Annotated in this window: 16 protein-coding genes; 11 read left to right on the forward strand and 5 right to left on the reverse strand. The window is 56.5% G+C overall.

The features are described from left to right. Positions 1 to 6 precede the first annotated feature (6 nt). The 7 genes from AC53L6_RS08705 (at position 7) to phoB (ending at position 7374) form a co-directional block, all read left to right on the forward strand. Complete coding sequence (locus tag AC53L6_RS08705) at positions 7 to 1068, forward strand: sensor histidine kinase (protein ID WP_496907568.1); 1062 nt, start codon at positions 7 to 9, stop codon at positions 1066 to 1068. A gap of 132 nt (positions 1069 to 1200) precedes the next feature. Next, complete coding sequence (locus AC53L6_RS08710; RefSeq protein ID WP_496907569.1) at positions 1201 to 2241, forward strand: substrate-binding domain-containing protein; 1041 nt, start codon at positions 1201 to 1203, stop codon at positions 2239 to 2241. Positions 2242 to 2351: 110 nt separating this feature from the next. After that, complete coding sequence (gene pstC / locus AC53L6_RS08715) at positions 2352 to 3824, forward strand: phosphate ABC transporter permease subunit PstC (protein ID WP_496907570.1); 1473 nt, start codon at positions 2352 to 2354, stop codon at positions 3822 to 3824. Beyond that, positions 3824 to 5152 (forward strand): phosphate ABC transporter permease PstA, encoded by a 1329-nt coding sequence (pstA, locus tag AC53L6_RS08720; RefSeq protein WP_299750822.1) that lies wholly within the window; start codon positions 3824 to 3826, stop codon positions 5150 to 5152. Before pstC ends, pstA begins: the two co-directional genes overlap by 1 nt. Before the next feature lie 9 nt (positions 5153 to 5161). Beyond that, complete coding sequence (pstB, locus tag AC53L6_RS08725) at positions 5162 to 5959, forward strand: phosphate ABC transporter ATP-binding protein PstB (protein ID WP_299596204.1); 798 nt, start codon at positions 5162 to 5164, stop codon at positions 5957 to 5959. A gap of 11 nt (positions 5960 to 5970) precedes the next feature. Further along, entirely contained in the window at positions 5971 to 6672 is a 702-nt protein-coding gene (gene phoU, locus AC53L6_RS08730) for a phosphate signaling complex protein PhoU (RefSeq protein ID WP_496907571.1), read from the forward strand. 12 nt (positions 6673 to 6684) lie between these two features. Next, positions 6685 to 7374: a phosphate regulon transcriptional regulator PhoB gene (gene phoB, locus AC53L6_RS08735; protein ID WP_496907572.1), complete on the forward strand. Its 690-nt coding sequence runs from the start codon at positions 6685 to 6687 to the stop codon at positions 7372 to 7374. Between the two features lie 170 nt (positions 7375 to 7544). Here phoB and AC53L6_RS08740 read toward each other — a convergent pair whose 3' ends face one another. Continuing rightward, a complete protein-coding gene (locus tag AC53L6_RS08740) occupies positions 7545 to 8447 on the reverse strand; it encodes an OmpA family protein (protein ID WP_496907573.1) in 903 nt (300 codons plus the stop codon). On the opposite strand from AC53L6_RS08740, the gene AC53L6_RS08745 reads away from it, so the two are divergent. The 4 genes from AC53L6_RS08745 to AC53L6_RS08760 all read left to right on the forward strand — a co-directional run bounded on the left by AC53L6_RS08745 (position 8413) and on the right by AC53L6_RS08760 (position 14806). Next, the gene (locus AC53L6_RS08745) at positions 8413 to 9141 is read left to right on the forward strand and encodes a PP2C family protein-serine/threonine phosphatase (protein WP_299750833.1); all 729 of its coding nucleotides are present in this window, start codon (positions 8413 to 8415) and stop codon (positions 9139 to 9141) included. The two genes, AC53L6_RS08740 and AC53L6_RS08745, sit on opposite strands and share 35 nt — an antisense overlap. Positions 9142 to 9146: 5 nt before the next feature. Further along, the gene (locus tag AC53L6_RS08750) at positions 9147 to 10010 is read left to right on the forward strand and encodes a M15 family metallopeptidase (protein ID WP_299750836.1); all 864 of its coding nucleotides are present in this window, start codon (positions 9147 to 9149) and stop codon (positions 10008 to 10010) included. Then, the gene (locus AC53L6_RS08755; RefSeq protein WP_496907574.1) at positions 10007 to 12400 is read left to right on the forward strand and encodes an ImcF-related family protein; all 2394 of its coding nucleotides are present in this window, start codon (positions 10007 to 10009) and stop codon (positions 12398 to 12400) included. The genes AC53L6_RS08750 and AC53L6_RS08755 overlap by 4 nt, the downstream gene beginning before the upstream one ends. A 93-nt stretch (positions 12401 to 12493) precedes the next feature. Continuing rightward, positions 12494 to 14806 (forward strand): type VI secretion system Vgr family protein, encoded by a 2313-nt coding sequence (locus AC53L6_RS08760; RefSeq protein WP_496907575.1) that lies wholly within the window; start codon positions 12494 to 12496, stop codon positions 14804 to 14806. Here AC53L6_RS08760 and AC53L6_RS08765 read toward each other — a convergent pair. The 4 genes from AC53L6_RS08765 to tssK are packed head-to-tail and all read right to left on the reverse strand — an operon-like array spanning position 14793 to position 21471. Then, entirely contained in the window at positions 14793 to 15245 is a 453-nt protein-coding gene (locus tag AC53L6_RS08765) for a TagF domain-containing protein (RefSeq protein ID WP_496907576.1), read from the reverse strand. The genes AC53L6_RS08760 and AC53L6_RS08765 overlap by 14 nt on opposite strands. Then, complete coding sequence (tssM, locus tag AC53L6_RS08770) at positions 15242 to 18790, reverse strand: type VI secretion system membrane subunit TssM (protein WP_496907577.1); 3549 nt, start codon at positions 18788 to 18790, stop codon at positions 15242 to 15244. The genes AC53L6_RS08765 and tssM overlap by 4 nt, the downstream gene beginning before the upstream one ends. 3 nt (positions 18791 to 18793) lie before the next feature. After that, positions 18794 to 20140: a type IVB secretion system protein IcmH/DotU gene (gene icmH, locus AC53L6_RS08775; protein WP_496907578.1), complete on the reverse strand. Its 1347-nt coding sequence runs from the start codon at positions 20138 to 20140 to the stop codon at positions 18794 to 18796. Then, entirely contained in the window at positions 20137 to 21471 is a 1335-nt protein-coding gene (gene tssK, locus AC53L6_RS08780) for a type VI secretion system baseplate subunit TssK (RefSeq protein WP_299700137.1), read from the reverse strand. Before tssK ends, icmH begins: the two co-directional genes overlap by 4 nt. Positions 21472 to 21474 lie beyond the last annotated feature (3 nt).

The following is a 21474-nucleotide window of genomic DNA, read 5'->3' on the forward strand; positions in this document are numbered from 1 at the left end:
AGGGCGATGGGTGACGATGTGCTGGGCGCATTGCTTGCGGCCTTTCCCTTGCCCACACTCGCCATCGATGCATCCGAACGCATCGTGGCTGCCAATGTCGAGGCGCTCACACTGATCGGCCAACAGGCTTTGGATCGCAACTATGTGACGATGTTGCGCCAGCCTGCACTGCTCGATGCGATCGAAGCAACGTTGCAGGACGGTAAGGCACGAACCACGCGTTATCTTGGCAATGATGGTGCGCAGGATACGACATACACTGTGAGCGTCCGCGCCGTGCGGGGTGTTGGGCGCGACAATGCGGGTATCGCCATGCTGGTATTCGAAGATGTGACGCATGTCGAGCAAACCAGCCAAATGCGCCGGGATTTTGTCGCCAATGTCAGTCACGAGCTGCGCACGCCTTTGACTGCGCTTATGGGGTTCATCGAAACACTGCGCGGACCGGCGCGCAATGATCCGGAGGCGGCTGAGCGCTTTCTGAACATCATGCAGGACGAGGCGGAGCGGATGAATCGCCTGGTTGGGGACTTGATGTCACTGAACCGGGTGGAGGGCGACGAACGCGTGCGCCCGACGGAGGTCGTAGTTTTGAACGACGTGCTTGAGTCCACGCTGCGAACCCTACGGTCACTTGCCGAGGAAGCTGGCGTTACACTTGAGCGTGAGTTCGGCGATGAAACCGTGCACCTGATTGCGGATGCCGATCAGTTGAAACAAGTCTTCACGAACCTGACTGAAAACGCGATTAAGTATGGTGGATCGGGCGGGCGCGTCACCATTCGCGTGATAACCAGCACCCGGGAACCGGCCCTGCGTGCACCCGGGGTACGGGTTCAGATTGTGGATTATGGGCCCGGCATTGATCCTGTACATCTGCCGCGCATTACAGAGCGGTTTTACAGGGCAGATGATCACCGCAGCCGCGCGCTTGGTGGTACTGGCCTTGGCCTGGCTATCGTCAAGCATATCATCAACCGCCATCGGGGACGCTTGCGGGTTGAAAGCACGTTGGGCGAGGGCGCAACCTTTACCGTCATTCTGCCCGTACAAAAAAGTTTGGCGTGACGCGGCGGCAAACTGCCCGCTGTCATAAAACTGTTACGCAGTTGTCACAAAAGGATTGCGAGCGGTGCCTAGACGGGCACCAAGATCCTCATGGGGGGGATCATCAAGAAAATGCTCAGACAGGAGACATTCATGTCCTTTGTGAAACTCACCACGTCGGCGCTGGCTCTTTCAGCCATGGCTGCAACTGCGGCAGTAGCGCGCGACCAGGTTCAGGTTGCCGGTTCGTCCACCGTTTTGCCTTACGCTTCGATTGTTGCGGAAGCCTTTGGCGAAAACTTTGACTTCCCGACACCTGTTGTGGAATCGGGTGGTTCCTCCGCTGGTCTTAAACGATTCTGCCAAGGCGTCGGCACCGAGCATACGGACATTGCGAATGCATCGCGCGCGATCCGTGACAAGGAAATCAAGGCCTGCGCCGCAAACGGTGTGACGGACATCATCGAAGTGCGCATCGGATATGATGGCATCGTCTTTGCATCGCAAATCCAGGGACCCGAATACACGGCGTTCACGCCCTCAGACATCTTCAATGCGTTGGCCCCAAAAGTCATGGTGGACGGTGCGCTGGTCGACAACCCACACAAGCAATGGTCCGACTTCAACGCGGACCTGCCTGCGACTGATATCCTGGCGTTCATCCCCGGTACCAAACACGGCACACGTGAAGTGTTCGAGGAAAAAGTAATCGCGGCTGGCTGTGAAGCCACAGGCGCAATGGAAGCCATGATTGCTGACGGTATGACCGAAGATGACGCGGAAGATGCCTGCCTGAGCGTCCGCACAGATGGCCGTTCGGTCGACATCGACGGCGACTACACCGAAACACTGGCTTCGATCGACGCCAATACCAACGCCATCGGCGTGTTCGGTCTGGCGTTCTATGAAAACAACACGGACAAGCTGAAAGTGGCTACAATGTCGGGTGTTGAGCCAACGACCGAGACCATCGCCAAGGGTGAATACCCGGTGTCTCGTCCGCTGTATTTCTACATCAAGAAAGCCCACATCGGCGTCATCCCAGGTCTGAAAGAGTACGCTCAGTTCTTTGTAGCCGATGAGGTTGCTGGCCCCGACGGTCCGCTGGCGGCTTACGGTCTGGTATCCGATCCTGAACTGGCTGACACACAGCAAATGATCGCTGATGAAGAAACAATGGGCAGCAACTCGTAATCTGAGCGATTGTTGAAAACTGCCATAACAAAAGATCGGGCGGCGACGAACTGCTGCCCGGTTTCTGCTGACAAGACCGCGAAAGTGCGGCTTTCGTTTTTGGGGGACAAATGCCTATTCTCTGGCTCACGCTGATCGTTCTGGCGATCTCGGCGGTTGGGTTCTTCATGGGGCGCCAGCGTGCGCTGGCAAGCGCCGGTGGCGACAGTCGAAACCTTCACTCGCTGCCGATCTACTATGGCTCCAACGCTCTTATGAAATCGGTTGTTCCGGCCCTGGGGTTGATGATCCTTTGGTTGCTCGCGCAGTCCCTGTTCATTGACAGCCGTATCGTTCAGATGATCCCAGAAAGCGAAATCGCCGAAGGGTCGAATATCGGTCTTGTTATGTCTGATGTTCGCCGTACCGCAGACGGGCTTTCGAAAGCGGTAGACGCAGGTCTGTTGGATGATGAAACGGCACGCAACGCGGAAGCCGATCTCGAAGACATTACGCAGCGGCTGAAAGATGCGGGTCAGGTCGTGACCGGCCAAATCACACAAACGGTACTACAGGCTTCTCAAGCTTACCGCGCAATGAGCCAGACATCGAACCTGCTGATGACAATCGCAGTATTGATTGTCGCTGCCGCTGGTGCCGCCTGGGGCACAATGGAGAGTTCCAAGTCCTTTCGGGCCCGAAACACGGTCGAACAGGGTATTCTGGCACTTCTGATCGCGGCTGCTTCGGTTGCAATCCTCACAACAATCGGGATCATTCTTTCGTTGATCTTCAACACGATTGAATTCTTCCGCTTGTACCCGGCATCCGATTTTTTCTTTCTACTTGAATGGGCACCCAGCTTCTCCGGCCGTGGCGGTGCATCGAGCCTTGGGATTCTGCCCCTGCTGTGGGGCACGCTTTATATTTCACTGGTCGCTTTGCTGGTGGCTGTTCCCATTGGCCTTTTTGCGGCCATCTATCTGTCGGAGTACGCGGGCCCAAGGATGCGCAGCATTGCCAAGCCGCTGCTTGAGATCCTCGCGGGTATTCCCACCATCGTCTACGGTTTGTTCGCATTGCTGACCATTGGCCCAATTCTGTTGTCGGTGTTTGGTGACAATGGTCTGGGATGGATGCAGGGACAACGGGCCGTGCTGACTGCGGGCCTCGCCATGGGCATCATGTTGATCCCATTTGTCAGCTCTTTGTCTGACGACATCATCAATGCGGTTCCGCAAGCCATGCGCGATGGCTCGTACGGGCTAGGTGCGACAAAATCCGAGACCATCAAGCAGGTCGTACTGCCCGCAGCTTTGCCAGGCATCGTTGGTGCCATCCTGCTGGCAGCCAGCCGCGCCATTGGCGAGACGATGATCGTTGTGCTGGGGGCAGGGGCAGCGGCCCGGCTCAGCCTCAACCCTTTCGAAGCCATGACAACCGTGACCGCCAAAATCGTGTCGCAGCTGACGGGCGACAGCGACTTTGCCTCACCCGAGGCCCTTGTCGCTTTTGCCCTTGGCATGACCCTTTTCGTCATGACGCTCGGGCTCAATGTCTTTGCCCTCTACATCGTGCGCAAGTATCGGGAGCAGTATGAGTAATGACTGACGCAACAATGAGCCCCGAAAGCGCACGCCCATCCAGGTCGCTGATACACGAGGACGCGCGCACCAAGAAACGCAATGCCTCCGAGCGTCGCTTCCGTGCCTATGGCATCGCTGCAATCTTTACGGGCCTTTTCTTCCTTGTGGCACTGCTGGCTGCAATCCTGAGTTCAGGTCTACCCGCTTTCCGGCAAGCTGTCGTCGAGGTGCCGTTCACGCTGACACAAGAGCAATATGACGCCGCCGAAAAAGCGTTGCTGAAAACCGGTATTTACACCGATTATTTCGTCACTTCTCTGACCCAAACAATGGAGAGCGAAGGTGTCGAGATCGAATTCGATGAGAAGGCAATCGAACGTCTTCTTGGTAAGGTTGGCGGCGATTTGCGTAAATTTTACCGTGCCAATGAAGATCAATTGGGGGCATCTGTTTCCTTCGAACTCGCAGCAGCATCGCGTGTGGATCGCTATCTGAAGGGCACATTCGCACGTGAAGACCTGCAAAGCGGTAACCGCTTCTTCATGCCTGAGGATTTCGACCTGATCGACGCCATGCGCGAAGCCGGGTTGATCAAGCAGGTATTCAACTGGAACTTCCTTACTGGCGTGGATACGGGTGTGGACAACCCCGGTGGAGCGGGAATTGGTGCTTCGGTGCTGGGCTCTTTCTTCATGATGCTGGTTGTTCTCGTCCTGAGCCTACCGATTGGGGTGGCTGCGTCGATTTACCTGGAAGAGTTCGCACCAAAGAACCGATTTACCGACTTCATCGAGGTCAACATCTCGAACCTGGCCGCCGTACCGTCCATTGTGTTCGGTATTCTGGGTCTTGCCGTGTTCATCCAGTTCGCACATCTGCCGCAATCAGCGCCGCTGGTTGGCGGCCTGGTGCTGACGCTGATGACGCTGCCGACGATCATCATCTCGACCCGCGCATCGCTCAAGGCCGTGCCTCCGTCGATCCGGGATGCGGCACTGGGGGTAGGGGCCTCCAAAATGCAAGCGGTGTTTCATCACGTTCTGCCATTGGCCGCACCGGGTATTCTGACAGGTACTATCATTGGCTTGGCGCAAGCTCTTGGTGAAACAGCGCCGCTGCTGCTGATTGGGATGGTTGGCTTTGTTGCGCGATACCCGGGCACATTTGTCGAGGGTTTCATTGAGCCAAACTCGGCGGTGCCGGCACAAATCTACAACTGGGCCGCGCGGTCCGACGCGGTCTTTACCGAAAAGGCCTGGGGCGGCATCATTGTGCTGTTGCTGTTCCTGATCACCATGAACACCATCGCCGTTATCCTGCGGCGCCGGTTCGAACGCCGCTGGTAGGAGGCTACCATGAATGACATGAGAATTCTGGAGAGAGACGTGGACACAAACGACGTCAAGATCGCGGCCAAAGGTGTGCAGGTCTACTACGGGGACAATCACGCCATCAAGGACGTGGATGTCGAAATCGACGACAAGACCGTCACTGCATTTATCGGTCCATCAGGCTGCGGGAAATCAACATTTCTTCGCTGTATCAACAGGATGAACGATACAATTGATGTGTGTCGTGTGGTGGGTGACATCCATATCGACGGTGAAGACATCTATGACGCCAAGGTTGATCCGGTGCAGTTGCGTGCGAAGGTGGGTATGGTTTTTCAGAAACCGAACCCATTCCCTAAGTCCATCTATGACAACGTAGCCTATGGCCCGCGCATACACGGACTTGCAAAGAACAAGGCGGAACTGGATGAATTGGTTGAGAAATCTTTGCGTCGCGGTGCGATCTGGGATGAGGTAAAAGACCGTTTGGATGCGCCAGGTACCGGCTTGTCCGGTGGCCAGCAGCAGCGCCTGTGCATCGCGCGTGCCGTTGCGACCGAACCAGAAGTGCTGCTGATGGACGAGCCTTGTTCGGCGCTTGACCCAATTGCAACCGCTCAGATCGAAGAACTGATCGACGAGTTGCGCCAGAGCTACTCCGTGGTGATTGTCACGCACTCCATGCAGCAGGCCGCACGGGTCAGCCAGAAGACGGCATTCTTTCACCTCGGCAACCTTGTTGAATACGGTGAGACGGGCCAGATCTTTACCAATCCCGTCGATCCACGCACCGAAAGTTACATCACTGGCCGCATCGGCTAAGGAGCAAATCCATGCAAGACCAACACATCGCATCGGCCTTTGACAGGGACCTTGAAGCGATCCAGGCGCAGATCATGAAGATGGGCGGCCTGGTTGAAAACGCAATTCTTGAGGCATCCATCAGCCTTGAAACCCGTGATGAAGAGCGGGCGGAACAGGTTCGCAAAGGCGACAAGGCCATTGATGAGCTGGAAGAGTTGATCAATGAGGAAGCCGCGCGCGTGATTGCTCTTCGCGCGCCGACGGCAATCGACCTACGACTTCTGTTGTCCGTCATCAAGGTGAGCGCCAACCTGGAACGTATTGGAGACTATGCAAAAAACATGGGTAAGCGCACAAGCGTTCTGTCCCAGATGGCGCCAGTGAATGACAGTGCAGGTGCCTTGCGCCGCATGGCGAAGGAAGTGGAGCGCATGCTGAAGGATGCATTGGACTCCTATGTGTCACGTGATGCCGAACTGGCTCAGGACGTGATTGATCGCGACGCCGAAGTCGACCAGATGTACAATGCGCTGTTTCGCGAATTCCTGACATTCATGATGGAGGATCCGCGCAACATCACGGCTTGCATGCACCTGCATTTCATCGCGAAGAACATTGAACGCATGGGCGACCATGTGACGTCGATTGCAGAGCAGGTCGTCTATTTGGTGACCGGATCGACCCCGGAAGAAAACCGCCAGAAGGCGGACAAAACATCCGTTCAGGCTTAGGAGACAAGGCAGATGTCCGTCGATCAGCCCCGAGTTCTGGTTGTCGAAGATGAGCCAGCACAACGAGAGGTGCTAGCGTACAACTTGGAGGCTGAGGGTTTTGCCGTCAGCCGCGCGCAAAACGGTGAAGAAGCGCTTCTGCTCGTCGACGAGGATATGCCGGATATCATCGTGCTGGATTGGATGATGCCAAACCTGTCAGGGATTGAAGTCTGCCGCAGGCTTAAGATCAAGCCTGAGACCCGCGGCATTCCGGTGATCATGTTGTCTGCCAGATCTGAAGAAGTCGACAAGGTACGTGGACTTGAAACCGGCGCCGATGACTATGTGGTTAAACCATACTCAGTGATCGAACTCATGGCGCGTGTACGCAGCCAGCTGCGGCGCGTGCGGCCCGCGACTGTTGGTCAGAGACTGGAGTTTGATGACATCGTGCTGGACTCGGAAAGCCACAAGGTCACGCGTGGTCGGGACGAGCTGAAGTTAGGCCCGACAGAGTTCAGGCTATTGAGTACATTTATGGAAAAACCAGGACGGGTGTGGAGCCGGGAGCAATTGCTGGACCGGGTGTGGGGCCGTGACATTTACGTGGATACAAGGACGGTTGACGTGCACATTGGCCGTCTGCGCAAGGCGCTTACATACTTTGGCGGAACCGACCCTGTCCGCACAGTTCGAGGAGCTGGATACGCACTCGGTTGAAGGTGAGTTGAATCTTGTAATATATTGATATTTAATGCTTAATTTCATAACGGCGCTCAAAGTCTGTCCGAGCCTGATATTCGATGGGGTGTCTGTTATTGCCAGCCGAACCAGGCCCGCAAACCATCATGCAAGCGGACCTGCCAGCCTGACGCAGCAAAGATCCACTGTCAGCTGAGGGCTTGGAATTCCACACGGCGGTTTTCGTCAGCACGGGTGTTTTCAGTGTTGTGCGGAAAGCGTTCACCAAGTCCCAAGGTGGTCAGGCGATTGCTCTGAATGCCACAGCTTGCGGTCAGGTATCTACCAACCTCTTCAGCCCTCAGTCGGGATAAACGTTCGTTGTACGCATCCGACCCAGCAGAATCCGTGTGTCCGACAATCTGGAAGACCTTTATGTCGCTGTCGCGCATAACGACGCACATTTCATCCAAGATCTGGGTCTGGTCCGCCCCAATCGCGGCGCTATCAAAGGCAAAATTGATAAAGAGATTGACCTGCAATTCTTCCGCGAGTTTGCCGTATGTTGCAACTGGTGGATTTGCAGAGGCAATCTGAGGCGTATTCTCCGCATTGGGTGCAGTCGGCGGATTCAAACCTGTGATCACCGTCGTTTGCGTATCGTCCAGCTGTGCTGGTGTCAGAGGTTGAAGCTCGGTCGAGGCTTGGGGCGTGCCCAAGGTTGGGCTATCGACCTGAGCTTCGACATCCAGATCGTCCACGGTCATCAAAATAAGGTTCCGCGTCGGACCATTCTCGGTCGCACCGCTGAAGGCGTCACGTTGTGCTTGGAACCGTTCTATAATGTCGCTTGTATCAAGCGATTGGGCTATCAGCGGTCCAGTCAAACAAAGAAGCGCCGCTGCCGCGGCAGAGATTGTGTGCATAGTATCACCAAAAAGAAAATCGTTAGGGTATATCTCCAGAATACTGTAGCATTGAGAAAATTTCAACGTTTTGCCGGCTTCGGTTTTTTCAAATGTACAGACCAGAATTGCTCCTATTTCGGGCAAAACCTGACACTGTTGCGGAGCGCTCTTGAGATCGGCCTCAACACTTGCGCCGTTGCGCATTTCGGGTGCGGGCTTCACGCACAAGGGACTGGTGCGAGATCGGAACGAAGACGCGATATTGATCGATCCGAATGGAGAACTGTGGGCGGTGGCCGACGGAATGGGAGGCCACGGCCACGGTGATGTCGCCGCAGACATGGTGATCGATAGCCTTGCGACCTTGACCCGCACAGATGATCCAGAGGTGTGTCTGGTCGAAACTCTTCAGCGAAGCAATCAGGCAGTTTTTGCGGCAGCCGACGGGACAGTCATGGGAGCGACAGTCGTTGCCGCGTTTATGGATTCAAACGTAGCGTATTGCGCTTGGGTCGGTGATAGCCGGATTTACCTGTGGCGGCAGGGTCAGTTGAAGCAAATGACCAAGGACCACAGCCATATTCAGGAACTGATTGATCAGGGTGTCCTGAGCAAAGAGGCAGAACGGTCGCACCCTGAGCGGAATGTGGTTACCCGCGCCATTGGCGCGGAGCCGGACGTTGACGTCGATACATTTGTCTTGCCGCTGCAGTCAGCGGACAGGCTGGTGCTGTGCAGTGACGGCTTAAGCGGTGCTGTGGAAGATACGAGACTCGCGAACACAATGATGATGAACAGGCCCGACAATGCCACGGCAGCGCGATTGTTGCAGGCGGCGTTGGATGCAGGCGCGCCAGACAATGTGTCGGTAATTGTCGTGACAGCAACGGAAGGGTAGGGCGCGTGCAGGCGAACTTGGTTGCAGCGACAATAGTTGCCATTGGTTTGGTCATCGGCGCCGTGGCTTTTGCGTTGGTCGGTGCGGTTTTGCAGGTCGAAGATGGAGGCGCGCTGGTGCGGTTGAACAGAGCAACCGTCGAAGTGCGTGAACTGCGCCGTACCCTTGACGCGCAGGACGTAGAGATTGAAGCGGCCAAGCGGCAAATCGAAGAATTACGCAAAGCCTTGGCCGAGGCGCGCGAGGCGGCAAATCGCGCGCCTGCAGTTGTCAATTCTCCCACCAGTTTGCGCGGTTTTGACCAGATCGGCGAGCATTCCGAAACCAAGGACATGACCGAACAGATGATCCTTGCCGACGAGCGGTTTAACAAAAATATCTCGCAGCCTCGCAACAGGATCATGCGCGAAGTCCTTGGCAATCCGCGTCAGCACTATGGCGTGAATTGCCAGAGCGTCACCAATCCTGGCCTGCGCGCGTTGTTGGAAACCCGGCAAGTTGGTCCAATCAGAGTTACCATGATCCGCCCGGCGCTGGATTCTCTGGAACGGATCATGAAGCGGTTGGAAGAGCAGGAACCGGATATCCATGCCGCTATTGGCACGGCGGGGGCGCTGTGCGCGCGTCTCATCCGGGGGTCGAGCACCGGCATCTCCAACCATTCCTGGGGAACTGCAATCGACCTGAAACTCAAAGGGCGACTCGACGGGTTCGGTGATGGATCCACACAGTTCGGGCTGCTTCTGATCGCTGAACTCTTCAATGAGGAAGGCTGGTACTGGGGCGCGACCTATTCACGAGAAGACAGTATGCACTTCGAAGTTGGCGTCGAGACTTTGCGCAAATGGGCCGCCGAAGGGTTGCTATGACGGCGCTGGAGGAGGAGGCCGCCGCATTTCGACAGTTCGTCGATGGCCTTGGCCCGAAAGACACACGTGATGTGCTGCGCCTCGTGGACGAGCTTGCGGTGCGTTTGAGAAGGTTTTCGCAACGTGCGGAACGGGCGGGGGAACCGACTGTGACCTTGCGACCGGCCCGGATGGCACTGGCCGTTTTCGCTGACCACAGGGTCAGGGCGTTGCCGAAGACGGATCTTACCAAGTGGGGGGCCTTGGTTCAGCAGACCATCTTTGAGGGACGAGATGTCAGCGAAGCTGATCTGCGGGAGTTTCGGCGCATCGCGCAGGACCAGAATTACTCTGCACTGGAAGCGCTTTTGTCCGATGTGCTTGCAACAGTCCGGAGAAAGCCCAGACGCAAGGCAGCGCGACTTCGCATCGTTCCGATGCTTTCGGCTTTACTTGTAACCTCGGTGATTGGGATGGCGGCCTATCTGGCATGGCTGGAACAAAGATTTCATGCGCAAGCGTATGCAGCTTATTCGGAATTTCAGAACGCCCTTGAGTTGGAGCAAACGCGGGAGAGCGCCGCTATCCTGGCGCGCCTTGGCGCGCTGTCCGGCGATCTGCAAAACGTGGAAGCAGCGATAGCCCAAGCGCCTTTGCGCAACATGCTGACTTTGCCATTTGCCGACGCAAGAGGAGCTGCGGAGTCCTCCTATCGCCAAGCGGCGGCGCGGGCCATCGGCCCACTTTTGGCGGATGCGATCGAATTTGCCTTGGCAACGGAAGGACAAGGCCTGGCGGTGTATGACAGCTTGCGCGCCTATGGCATTCTGACCGGGCAGACCGCGTGGGAACCAACCTTCTTGATTGGATGGGCAAAAGCGCGGGAAGAAGCGCTCGGGCTCGCAGGGTTTTCAGAGCACATTGCATCACTGACTGGTCCGGTTGAGGGGCTTGTTCCTGCCGAGGCAGTGCTCTTGGAGCAGGCCCGCACCATCGCCACGGAGGCCAGTGAAGTGGACCGGACCTGGTTGGAGATGATCCGCGCGCCCGATGTGTTGTCCCTGCCGTCATGGTCAGCGTCAGAGGCTCTGCCCAACCTTTTGGATGTCGCGATCCGGCGCAGCGGCACTCCTTTGGAGGTGCCTGGCCTTTACACTCGGGAGGGGTGGGACCGGGCGCAAACCATTTCCGCTGGTGTCGCCGTGACGAAAAGCAGGCAAGTGACGGAAGCTTTGTTTGGTCGCCCCTTGCCGCAGCAGAACGGCACAGTCGACCTGGTGATGGAACGGCTCCAGACGGAAACGATTGACGCCTGGACGAAATGGCTCGCCGATCTGCGGGTGCGACCTTTTGATGATCCTGATCGAGCGATCATCGTTTCCGGGACTCTATCGCAGGCCACATCGCCTTTGTCTGCTTTGTTTGAAGAGATTTGGACGGAAATTGGAGGGCGAGATCGCAGTCGCCCACGACCGTTTCAGACCGAAATTGCGCGTAGTTTCGGACCGGCAATTCAGTACGTCGAACAGGGACGGATGGAAGAGATCGCTGCGCTGTTTGCCGCCGTAAACGTAGCGCTCGTAACGCGCGCGCAAGATGCAGCGCGCGGGGATCATGCGATCCTAGCAGTGGCCGAGCGGGCGCGCTCAATTCAGTCTTTGCGTGCCGCGCCTCGGCTTGTCGTGCAATTGGTCGAGGATACGCTTGCGCAAATCAGTGCGCCTGTGGTCGCCGATGATACGCCAATCTCCAGACAATGGACTCGGATTCAGGCGGCGTGTCAGGCGGAGTTGGAAGGGCGTTATCCTTTTGGAGAAGGTGCCGCAGTACCGGTGGCAACCACGACCAACTTTTTTGGTCAGCAAGGGCTGCTTCCCCAATTCTTCGCACAATATGCGCGTCCCAATCTGGAGACAGAGGATGGGCCTTGGCGCTGGAAGACCGAAGCGCGGTTTGCTGGGCTTTCGCCGGAGAGCGCGACGTTTCTGGAACAAAGTATGGCGATCAGCAGCGGATTGTTCGGCGGCAAGGGTTTGGGGGCAGAAATGATGCTTGCCACATTGGCGGAGCGCGGACAGGCCAGTTTTCGATTGGGCGGACAAACGGCGTCATTGCGTGCGTCGGGTGCCGCCAGTCGCCTTGCGTGGCCTGGTCCAGTGTCTGAACAGGGTGTGGCGGTGCAATTCAACGGTAGCGTCGAAAGCAGTCTGCTGTCACATCCCGGCGCCTGGGGGATGCACAGGATGTTGGATGGCGTGCGGGTCAGACCGCGTGACGAGGGGCGGCGCTTTCTGGTCGATCTGAGGGATGACACCGGTCGGATTTTTCTGGAAGTACAGTTTGATAAGCCGGTCAACCCTGTCTCGATCCGGCCTCTGATGGCGGACTTTGCTTGTCCGTCTCAGCTGTGAAGACGAAGCAAAAGTTTTGCTGTATGTTACTGGTATTGTAGTGGGCGGTTTCGCCAATCTAATTTGAGTTGATCTGATTGCGAGAGGCATTTCATGGCCGAAGGACGCGCGTTTAGGCTTAGTGGGCCGTTGGACCCGGAAACACTTTTGTTTTCGCAGATGACAGGGCGCGATGCTGTCAGTGACTGCTATCGCTTCGTGGTCGAGATGCTTAGCGATGATCCGACTTTGTCGGTCGACGACGTGCTGGGCCAGCCGATGAACATCGAAATTGGGCTGGATGATGATGACCCGGTCTATTTGGGTGGCTACGTGTCAGAGTTTTCACTGACCAAGCTGGAAGGCGTGGATGCATATTACTCGGCCACACTGCGCCCGTGGCTCTGGTTTCTGTCACAATCGACCGACAACCGGATTTTTCAGAATTTGAGCATTGTTGAAATTCTCGAAGAAGTCTTCGGAGCCTACTCTGTCGCCAAGTTTGAGAACCGTTTGGAGGCGACCTACGATCCAATCCCTTACTGCGTGCAATACGGTGAAAGCGACCTCGATTTCGTGATGCGGTGGATGGAGCACGAGGGGATCTTTTTCTTTTTTGAATACGGTGATGCGGATCAGACTCTGATTTTGGTGGATGGCTTGTCGGCTTTGGCACCTGGGGCAGGGCATGAGAGCATTCGCTACTACCCCGACTTGTCGCCTGCGGTTGAAGACACGCAAGGGATTACCGAGTTTTCCTGGACCGCCCGTGTGACGACCGGTGAGATTGCCCAGACAGATTACGATTTTACAAAACCGTCCGCGGATTTGATGTCAAAAAGCACCAATCCTGGCGTGCATGATTTGGGTGATTTGGAACGCTATCACTATCCGGGCAACTACGACGAGCTCTCACGAGGCGACCATCTATCGCTCTTGCGTATGCAGGAGTTGAAATCGCCAGTGGCCCGGGCCAAGGCGACGGCGACCGTGATTGGCGTAAATTCTGGAATGATCTTTGATTTGGAAGATTTTCCGCGCGAGGGCGATGTCACTGAGTATGCGGTTCTGTCTGTCGACTACACGCTTTGGGACGGTCAGTACGGGGCGGGGGAACAGAACGTCGAAGAAGGTTATGTCGTCAAATTTGAATTGACGCCAACAACCGAAGAATACAGCCCGCCACGCCGAACCACGAAGCCGGTCATGCGGGGCCCACAGACTGCTGTGGTTGTTGGGCCGTCGGGGGAAGAGATTTTCACTGATGAATATGCCCGCGTAAAAGTCCAGTTTCACTGGGATCGCCTAGGTGGATCAGACGAGCATTCATCCTGTTTCGTACGGGTGTCATCCGTTTGGGCCGGATCCGGCTATGGCTTCATTCAGATCCCGCGGATCGGGCAGGAAGTCATTGTTGATTTCTTGGAAGGTGACCCGGATCAGCCGATCATCACGGGTCGGGTCTACAATGCGTCGCAAATGCCGCCCTATGCCTTGCCGGGAAATGCCACTCAGTCGGGGTGGAAATCTGACAGTTCGCTTGGCGGAGGCGGTTTCAACGAATTGCGGTTTGAAGACAAGGCGGGGTCGGAAGAGGTCTACTTCCAAGCGCAGAAAGACCATAACGAACTGATCAAGAACGATGAAGGCCGGGATATCGGGCACAATTTTCGCGAAGAGATCGGCAATGATTCCTTCCAGAAAGTTGGCAATGATGCGCGACAGGAGATTGTGCATGATCGAGCGGAGGTGGTCGGCAATGACAAGTCCACTGGCATTGGAAACAACCGCAACGTTCAGATTGGGGCGAATGATCACGAGACTGTTGGAGACAATCGCACGCTGCATGTCGGTGGGAATGAAACGATCACGGTAGACGGCGACAGTGATGAACAGATCATGCAAGGGCACTCGCAATATGTTCTGATTGATCAGAAGATCACCGTCGGCGGTTTGCGAAACATCAAAGTGGGTGGCATGGAAAGCCGTGCGGTCGGAGCGTGGCAGTCAAACACAGTTGCTGGCTACAGGTCCGTCACGGTGGGAGCCTACCAGAAGCACGGTGTTTCAGGAGATGACAGCTGGCAAATCAATGGTGGCCAGTCCGTCAGCATCGGCAAATCGCAAGAGATAAAGGTTAAAGCCGACCAAAGCTTCTGGGTCGAAGGTGAAGGCACCTACATGGTCACTGGCAAGTGTTTCCATAGTGCTGAGGATGATGCTGCCTTTCGATCCAACAAGAACCTTCTTTTGGAAGCCGCAGACGACAGCATCACTCTGAAGGTCGGACAATCTGAGGTCATTCTCAAGAAGGATGGCACCATCACCATTGAGGGCAAAGACATCACCTTGGATGCGTCCGGCAAAATCAACATCAAGGCAGGCGGCGAAATCACGTTGAAAGGCAGCAAGATCAATCAGAATTGATGTCTGACAAGATCTGAGCCAACGGGGTCGGAGGTGTCGACGAAGTCCAGACCGCCTCTGGAACTTCTGGCATTGCAGCGCCGAATTCCACAATTGGCAGTTCGACCAACAACTCATCCGCATCCCAAGCACCGGACGTCGCACTTTGAGCAATAGAACTCAGGTCCTTGCAGCGCAACTCGGCCCTTTGGAAGCTTTTGTCTACGAAGGGGATCATGACTGCGAGTGGGAAGAAGCGCCCCGGGGCATCGAAGCTGGGTAGAATGAGCGCAAGCCACATCTGGTTTTCGAAACAAAGGCTTGCTCGCAATCCATCCTCAGGCAGATCTGCAGTTGCGAGTTTTGCAAGCAATTGATCCAACGCCCGTTTGACGCCGGGCTTCAATCCACGTGATACAAAGTCTCCGTGCAGTGGCAGTTTGCCGTAAAAGCCGGTCAAAAGGACTCAGGGCATTTGAAGCCGGAGAAAACCTTCAGGTCAAAGGGGTTTTCTACGGAGTTGGCCTGAAGCTGGAAGCTGGCTGTATAGCCGCCGCGCGAAAGATTGAGGTTGAATACCTCTGGCAAGCTGCTGGGCGAAAGGCCGCTTTCACTGATCAAACGCAAAATCGCCCACGCACCGGTCTGTGTCTGTACGACTTCTACGCCTCCATCGAGCGGTGCAAAGGAAAGTGTAACCATGTTGCTGCCGTTTGGCCCTGGCCATGTGAGAGGTTGGGCAGCCGCCGCCGCGTGTGCATAGGTCAGCAGTTGACCATCAACATTGAGTGAGACGCGAGCAGCATTGGCCGACAAATCCTGAGGAACGAGGACAAAGCCGATCACCGGGCCAGCCCCACCAGGAAAAAGGGCATCGCGGATCGCCCTTGCATTTTCAAAGGGAGCGAGCGCCTCGTCGCTGAGTCCAAAGTCCGCTTGCCACCGCCAGGGGCGGTTGCTTGTGTTCACAAAGTCACTCAGCTCATTTTCGATGAAGCCATCGATCAAGCCACCTGCGCCAAACAGTCGGGCAAAATCGAGGATGTTCACATCAATTCCGCTGGATCGGTCAAACGGATATCGCCCACGCGTGGCTTTTTGACAAAAGGGTAGCACATCAGCCCGCCAGCTCGCATTCAGTTGCGCAACGATTCCATCGCGACTGACGGCAGTGGCATCCGCCGCGATTCCGGCGATCCAGTCGTCGACCGGATCGGGCAATATACGTGCTTCGTTTGCAACCGCACCGGTCAAAACAGACAGACCACCAGATCTGGCCAATGCTTGTTCCGGTTGCGGGCTGGCTGCAATGACCTGAATTTCGTTTGAAAGCGCCTGCAGTGCGGCGATCGTATCGCCCACAAGGGGCGGATTGCCGTCCACTTCTTTTACGGTGGCCTTCAGAGGAGCGAAATGGTCGGCAACAGGACGCCCTTCAAGCACTTCAGCCAAGGCAGCATCGGTACCGATGCCTGAGGCGGCGAGCCGTGCATCGTCGGTTAGTCGCGCCACACCAGAGATTCTTTTGCGCGCGAGCGCCAACAAACCAGAACCGGACGTGACATCAATAACTTGCCCATCGTCGCGGGGATCAGTGAGATCCGTTTCGAGAACCACAGCCGTCAAAAACCGCTGGAGCGCACTGTCGGATCCCGCAAGGTCTTTGAGATTGGTCCGGGCGCGTTCCAAATCCGTAATCGGACTAACCCGAATGTCACGCAGAAGCCCGTCCCATGCTTCGATGTAATCGTCGAAGTAGAGCTTTGTTACATCCGCCTCGATACTGCGTTCCGAAGCGCCCGCGCTTTCAGGGCAACCGCCTGCAAATACACTGCGATCCAGCGCCGCCTGAACAGCCACAGCACCAACACGCGGGGCAACAACGGTGTGAAAACCGTCATAGGTGAAAGCTCCGGGAATGCCGACGCGCAGTGTTTTCTCTGACAAGCGGGTAAAGACCTGCTGCCCGTTTGGCCCCATATGCTCTGCCGGAATCCATTGGGGCAGCCCGGCAACGTCCGGGTCTTTCATCAAGGTCGCATATGCCCGTTTGCTGATTGGAATGGTGCAAACAATCTCCAACGCCTTGTTGACCAGTTGCGGATCCGGGTCAGGCCGTTCCGTTTGGGTCTGCATGATGGCAATGGCGGCCAGTTGGTGTTGGGCGGCTTCCGGACCCGCGAAAGGATCCAGAGGCGCATATTGCGGCAATTCCTCTTGCCACCAAGTAGTGACGAAGTCGGCATCAAAGGGCGCGAGCCCAGTCATCATCTGGTAGGTCTTGAGCGCGCCCAGCAAGTATTCGGGGTCGCGGATTTGACGCCATATCGTTGCTTCGAGCAAGGCAACCATCCGCGGTGTCAGGATATGATCAAGGGCCCGTTCATAGGCGATGTTTTGGGCAAGCTCACGGTCTTCTTGCGCGCTGGGGCCAATGGAAGACAGGAGCCCGGCAGTTCGCACAGTGTTGGCGCGTGCCACTTCGCTGACCGCATCAAGGGCGAGGTTGAGATCAAGCGGATCGGTGGGCGCCTGTCGGGACGCAATGTTCGAAAGGCGCGGGCCCAAAGCCTTGAGGTTGTCCTCGTAGGCACCAATAGCGCGGGATTGTTGCACATAAGAGGTCACAAAAAGCCCGATCGCGATGAGTGTTGCGAATGAGGCTGCCCCAAGAGTTCCACGCCACAGCCAACGGTGACGAGCCACGGATTTGGCATCGAAGGTGCCCAGGCCGGCCTCTGGAAAGATCAGGTCAGTCATCAAGTCCCGCAAGAAGAATGACCGTTTATCTCCATGTCGACGAGGCGCGGCTTGTGTCGCTGGCATCCCAAAGTTCTGCGCCATACCAGCGACCATTGCGTCGAGCGGAGAACCTTCCTGCGTGGCGGATGTGAAGTAAAATCCGCGTAGGCGCGCAGCTTCTTCGTAACGGCTTTCGCCAAATGCTACATCCAAAAGCAATTTTAATGGACGTGTGAGCGTGTCCATCTGGGTGGGAAAGCGGAACACCTGTGCACGTTCATCAATCGGGAGGTCTTCGGCAATGCGGGCCGTGCTTTTGCTCTCCAGTCGAGTGAGAAGGGCTTTCATCTCCCGATCGACAATTTCCGGATCAAGCCTGGCCTCGACATTGAAAGTGCTGCCCCAGACCTGCTCGCGTTCGCGCGTTGTCAGGTCGCCAAAGAAGGCTTCAAATCCGGGGATCAAGTCGGTCTTGGTCAGCAAAAGATATACAGGAAGATCGACGCCGAGTTCATCTTTTAACTCCGCAAGACGCGCCCGGATGATACGGCCGTGTTCCCGAATGGAGTCGTCGCCTTCCAAGAGATCATTGACGGATAGGGTGAGAACAATCCCGTTCAGAGCTCGCCTTCCGCGGTGCTTCTTGAGCATCTTGAGAAAGCCAAACCATTCCGCCGCATCGACCTGCGAGTCGCTTTGCTGTTCAACGTATCGGCCGGCCGTATCGATCAGAACGACATCTTCGGTGAAGAACCAGTCGCAATTCCGCGTGCCTCCGATCCCTTTTAGGTCGTCGGACAGATCAATCGGAAAATGCAAACCGGATTGTCGCAAGGCAGTTGTTTTGCCTGTGCCGGGCGGGCCGATGATCACATACCAGGGCATGTCACGTAGGAATTTGCGCCCACCCAGTTTGGACCGTTTCATTTGATCCAATACGCCTTTGAATTTGCCCTCGATCTCGGCAATGTTGGCATCCCCGGGCGCCCCTTCCTCGGGCTCAGGTGGTGCGGCGAGGTCGGTGACGAAAACGCGATTGGCCCGCGCCGCCCGCATTTGCCGTAGCAGCATGGATACGAGCCAGACAGTCAGGATCAGACCAATGGTCACGATCCGCGCTACGGCAGATTCCAACGGTGCGACCGAGCCGATCTTGACGATCCCACCCAGCGACCAAATCAAACCGCAAAGCAGCGCGATACCAAAAAGTGTCCACAAGAAGCGGGAAAAGAGGAAGCCAAAGAGTTTTTTCAGGATCTTCATTTCTCAGACCTTCTTTCCAAGGAGGATCTCGATCCGGCGGTTTTGCGCCCGTCCTTCTGACGTCGCATTGTCGGCAATTGGTTCTGTGGCCGCGCGTCCACGCACTTCGATCAAATCGATCGAGACGCCACGGGACACCAAGATATCGGCAATGGTCTGCGCCCGCGCCTCGGACAATCGCTGATTTGATCCGAATGGATTGGAACGTTGGACAGGGATGTTGTCGGTATGACCGAGGATTGTCACCGACCCGATGAATTCCTGATTTTCAATGATCACCTTTGCAATGGAATGCACAAGATCCAGATATTCTGTGTTCAGGTCTGCCTTGGCGGAGCGAAAGACCTCGGGGTTTGTTGCCTGAACGGCAAGAACCGTAAGCGATACATCTTCGCGACCTTTTAGGGCTGAGAGATCATCTTGGGGAGCGGCGGCTGCAAAGAGCGGCAACATATCGAGACTGACCACCTCAAGCTGAATTTCGGGGGTCGGCGCGGTATCCCGTACCGGTCGATAAATCTCGGCTGGTTGCAACGGGGGCAGGGCACTTGCAGCGGTGTAGAGAACTTCGGACTGATCCGACAGCCGCATCGACAGAAAGACATAGCTGAGCAGCATTGCAACTGAGGCGATCACCATCATGGCCCAAACAGGGATGACGAATTTTTCCTTCTCTTGCGCGGCCACGACACCTTTCCAATTGGGGGACAAGGGAGCGGCCTCTGCGTCGAGGTCACGAAGTTGGCGCGCCATTTGCGCTCGAAGTTGGGACAAAGCGCCGTCACCTGCGGCCCCTGTGCTGCGATGTTTGCCGCGAAAGCCGAAGGACAAACAATGAAACACCAGTTCCAGCAAGTTCGGGTCACGTTCAGGGTATCTCAGCAGGTCTTCGGCGCGCACGAAGAATTGCTCGCCTGCGTCCACGTCGCCATAAAGCGACGCGACAAGTGGCTGAGCGGGCCAATGCGACTGTCCGCCCCAAGGTGTGTTGAGCGCGATATCGTCTAGCAGAGCACCGACAAACCAGGCCGCTTGGTCGGCGCGGGCAAGCGGGACACCCGCCGATACAGCGCCGTCGCGCGCGTATGTCAGATTGTCCAGAAGCCGGGCGCGCAAGGTTTCGGGGTTTTCCACCTGCTGCGCCCTTTCAAGTTCCGGTGCAAGCCCAAGCAGGAGCCCGAAGTTTGACAGAAGTGGATTGTCGCCCGCCCGGTTCTGGCGCATGCGCGCGGACGTATCAATGGCTCCGACTTGCGGTATGGGCGAAGGCGGTGACGGTTTCGCGCGCGCAGGACGGATGCGTGTGCGCCCGGCGTCCGTTTCCAGACCGAAGGGATCCTCATCCGTCATCGTTTCACCGCGTAGCAATCAATCAGTGGCTCCTTCTCGAGCTTACCGGCAACCCCGAGAACAAATCCCGGCGCATCGGCAAGCTTGGCCCAGTGGTCAGAAGCGCGGTCAAGTTCGAGGCAGAGACGTTCACCATCATATGGAATTTCGCGAGGCTGCGAATGCAGTGGTTTCAGTGGTATGCCCGTCAGCTTGGATTTCCAAAGCGTGTCGAACTCATCCGCAGCACCCACTGTGGCCTGCTCTGCAAATATCTTGCGCAGATGCGCTTCCGACATATCGCCACCAACACGCAGTACAATCCGGTGATCATTTATGATCCCGCTGTCATCCAAACGGACCGTCCAGACGTTTTTGGAGTGGCCGGCCACCTTAAGAGCGATGGATTTCTGTTCAACGTGTCGTAACGACAGAATGAGCGACCGCAGGGTGTCGGCAATGGCCATGAAACTGCTCTGAGGATCTTCATGCTGATAAGCTGGCAGTTCTGTCATGGTGCGTGCTGATGATCCGAACGTCGCCATCCGCCCCGCCAATCCAGCAAGTTCGAGGAACAGAGAAGACGGATGAAAGAGGTTTTGACCCATCATGTGCGCAATGCGCGGGCGGGCCGCGTTGGCGAGCTCGAGGATCAGCAGGTTTTCGACAGATGCGCCTGCACCGCCCATCACAACACCACCATGGGCTTGCGCGATCCGGTCGAGACCGGTCAGCACCTCCTGTAAAAAGGCGGCGTACCATGGGGCCGCTGCGGTAGCGAGGGCAGGGGGCAGATAGTCTGGGTCGAGTGCAACCGATCCGTCAGCAAGCAAACCATCGATGCGCGCGATCGGGAGAACTGTGTAACCGTCCGTTGAATCGTCAGGGAGAAAGAGCTTGGGCGCAAGACGAGCGACCTCGATCTCTACCGGGTCCGCGCCGCCCTTGATCGTGTCTCGGACAGTGGTGATTTGTCCCAAGTATCGCGCCCCCTGTGCGCCGCCGCTCTCGGGGTCCATTGTTGCGATGCCGGGCTGCAGTGCCGGAATGCCGAGCTTGACGACGCCCGCCTTCGTGCTTGCGGATACTGGCCGGGCCTTGGTTCCGATACTCATGTCGGGAAGCAGGAAAGGTGTGCCATCCGGGAAAATGCCTTGTGCCTCACCCAGTCCGATCTGTCCCGCTTGTATCGCGGCGCTGTCCAGCTCGAGGAGAGTGAAGCCGTAGCTCTGATGCTCTGGCGCCTGCAGCGCACCCCGTACCAAAGCGTCGGTATGGCGGTCCTGTTGCTGCAAGTGCTGGGGGCGCAAGAACAGCCCTTCTGTCCAGATCACGCGGTTGGCGTCGTTCATATG

It is taken from the genome of Tateyamaria sp. LSS28, from assembly GCF_059611725.1.